3 protein-coding genes and 1 pseudogene are annotated in these 2,192 nt (G+C 61.6%); 1 reads left to right on the forward strand and 3 read right to left on the reverse strand.

Going from position 1 to position 2,192, the window contains the following annotated elements:
• Window positions 1–1,003: ATP-dependent helicase C-terminal domain-containing protein (locus PK789_RS06355; protein ID WP_324307815.1), on the forward strand; the 1,003-nt coding region annotated here is incomplete at its 5' end.
• Between the two features lie 7 nt (window positions 1,004–1,010).
• Here PK789_RS06355 and PK789_RS06360 read toward each other — a convergent pair.
• From PK789_RS06360 to PK789_RS06370, 3 genes and pseudogenes are all read right to left on the reverse strand, one after another.
• Complete coding sequence (locus PK789_RS06360) at window positions 1,011–1,343, reverse strand: DUF2149 domain-containing protein (protein ID WP_324307816.1); 333 nt, start codon at window positions 1,341–1,343, stop codon at window positions 1,011–1,013.
• Window positions 1,340–1,885 carry a MotA/TolQ/ExbB proton channel family protein gene (locus tag PK789_RS06365; RefSeq protein WP_324307818.1) on the reverse strand — a complete coding sequence of 182 codons (546 nt, stop codon included), beginning with the start codon at window positions 1,883–1,885 and terminating at the stop codon, window positions 1,340–1,342. Before PK789_RS06365 ends, PK789_RS06360 begins: the two co-directional genes overlap by 4 nt.
• A 58-nt stretch (window positions 1,886–1,943) precedes the next feature.
• Window positions 1,944–2,192: pseudogene (locus PK789_RS06370) on the reverse strand (signal recognition particle-docking protein FtsY); the annotation flags it as partial.

Here is a 2,192-nt window from a genome sequence, read left to right on the forward strand (position 1 = left end):
CTCTGCACCTGCGCATGCACTGGGCGATCTGCTGGCGCATGCGTTTCCTGATCGCATCGGCAAACAGCATCCGCACGACCCCAGGCGTTATCAGTTGGCCAATGGCCGTATGGCGCGCCTCTTTGATGACAGCGCGGTGTATGGCGAGCCGTGGTTAGTCGCGAGTGAGTTGCGCTACGAAGCCAAGGATGCGCTGCTGCTGCGCGCCGCACCGGTAGACGAGGCATATCTACGCGAGGCTTTCGCGATGCATTTCAAGCGTGGCGATGAGGTGCGCTGGGATGCCGACAAACGCGCGCTGCGCAGTGAACGTATCGAACGCTTTGACGGCATCGTGTTGTCTTCAACATCTGCCGGCAAAGTGGATGCGACATTGGCCGCACACGCGCTGACCAATGCGGTGCGCGAACTCGGTTTGAACTGCTTGCCGTGGAGTGAAGCACTCACGCAATGGCGCAACCGCGCGCAGTGCCTGCGTGCGTGGATGCCGGAACTGGGCGTGCCCGATCTGTCGGACACCGCATTGTTTGCCACGCTGGAGCGTTGGCTCAAGCCTGCCTTCGTCGGCAAGACGCGCCTGGATGCCCTCGACACCAGCGAACTGTCCGAGGCGCTGAAATCCGGCATCGACTGGAACACGCGGCAACGCATCGAGCAGCTCGCCCCCACCCGCATCAGTGTGCCGTCGGGCCTGGAGCGCAGCATCATCTATGCGCTGGATGACGCCGGCCAACCGGCACCGCCGGTGCTGGCGGTGAAGTTGCAGGAACTGTTCGGGCTAGCACACACCCCGCGCGTGGCTGATGGTCGCGTGCCGCTGCTGTTGCACCTGCTGTCACCCGGCGGCAAACCGCTGCAAGTGACCGCCGACCTGCACAACTTCTGGGCCAATACCTATGCCGAAGTGAAAAAGGAAATGAAAGGCCGCTACCCGCGCCACCCATGGCCGGACGACCCGTGGAATGCCACCGCCACGCATCGGGCCAAACCGCGCGGGACGTGATGGATCACTACGGGCGACCGCTTGCGCCTGTTTCCGGCACATACACCATCGAGCCGTCTTTCATCCGATAAGCGACGCCGGCTTTGCTGCCCTCACCCTCACCGATGCCACCGCTGGCCTGATAGCGTTCGACCTTCTTGCCGTCCTTGATCACCACCTCCATATTGGCTTTGCCGGGGTTTTTGATCATCGTTACCGACGCGTTGGAGAACGGGTTCATCGGGTTATTGGCAATCGCCAGTAACAGCGCGGCGATGATCACCAAGAACACGTCGATCAGGTTGACCACCGACAAAATCGGGTCGTCGTCTTCCACCTCATCCAGCAACCGATTGCTCATGCGCGCACCCCGTTTGCATGCGCGGCTGCATCCGGTTCGACCTGCGCGGCGGCGTCACGGCCACGCGCGATGGCGAGCAATTCCACCGCGTACCAACGCCGCCGCACATGCACCACGGTGTAGGTAATAGCCGCCGCGATCAGCGCCAAAATGACCGCGGAAAATGCCACCATCAAACTGCGCGAAACATCGGCCAGTTGCCCATCGGCCAGCGACTTCAGCGCCGGGCCCATCGGGATCATGGTGGCAACCAAGCCCAGCATCGGCGCCACGCGCGTGGCAATGCGGGCAAATTCCAAGCGCTTCATCGCGATGGCTTCCAACTCGTCTTGGATCAGCTCCGGCGATGCGCGATGCGCCTGCAACAATTCATGCCCGGCCAGTGAGCCATGGCGACGGGCACCGCTGCGCTGCCACGCTTGCCAAAGAAATCCGCCGAGGGCGATAAAAGCATAGGCAAACAAAATGGCGATCGCGGCCAGCACCGGGTACAAAAACCATTGACTGACACCGTACATACCAACTTCGATGGGGTTGTTCATGGGGACTCCGTGATACGAAAAAATGTGTGTCGAAATGAAAATGTGTGTCGTGAAAAAATTAAGAAGCGAGACGTCGCGCAGGTAACGCCCGGCGCGATTGCCAGATGCCACCAAGACCCATCAAGGCGAGCAGCGCGGACAAGGTGAGCAGCGTGCTGGGCAGCGTGGATGTTGGAGGCGATGCGTTGGCTTTCTTTTCCAGCTTCACCCCGCGCACCACTTGGGTGGCTGCGTGCGGCGGTGCAGGTTTGGGCGCGGCAGGTGGTGTTGGTGCCGCCTGTGCAGGGTGTGGCTGCGCGGGCTGTGG

Source organism: Thermomonas sp. (genome assembly GCF_035369645.1).
Taxonomy (GTDB): domain Bacteria; phylum Pseudomonadota; class Gammaproteobacteria; order Xanthomonadales; family Xanthomonadaceae; genus Thermomonas.